Below are 356 nucleotides of genomic sequence, written 5' to 3' on the forward strand. Positions count from 1 at the left end.
CGGGGTAGTGGTGGAAGTAGTCCTCGTTGCGGATTTCCGCGCCGGCGATGAGTTCTCGGGCGTGCTGGGCGGGGATGTAGCCGTAGCCTTCGAGCCAGGCGGGGGTGCGGTCGCCGAGGAACAGGGTTTTGTCGGTCATGACCAGTTTGATGTTGAGGGCCAGGGGGAGTTTGTCGGGGTGCCCGGCGATGGGGTAGGCGGTGAACAGGTCCGCCTGCAGTTGGGTGCGGGTGCGCGGGTCGCCGTGCTGGCGCAGCCGGCGGGATTCTTGGCGCAGGTGCTGTTGCAGGGCGGTGCCGGCGGCGAGGGGGAGTTTGCCGTTGACGCGGATGCAGTCGCGGTCCTTGGTGAAGCGC

At 68.0% G+C, this 356-nt stretch carries 1 pseudogene; it reads right to left on the minus strand.

The annotated features are described in order from the left end of the window. Window positions 1–356: pseudogene (locus RF641_RS17515) on the minus strand (HNH endonuclease); the annotation flags it as partial.

Origin of the sequence: Arthrobacter sp. 'calajunan', assembly GCF_046940185.1 — a bacterium.
GTDB lineage: Bacteria > Actinomycetota > Actinomycetes > Actinomycetales > Micrococcaceae > Glutamicibacter > Glutamicibacter soli.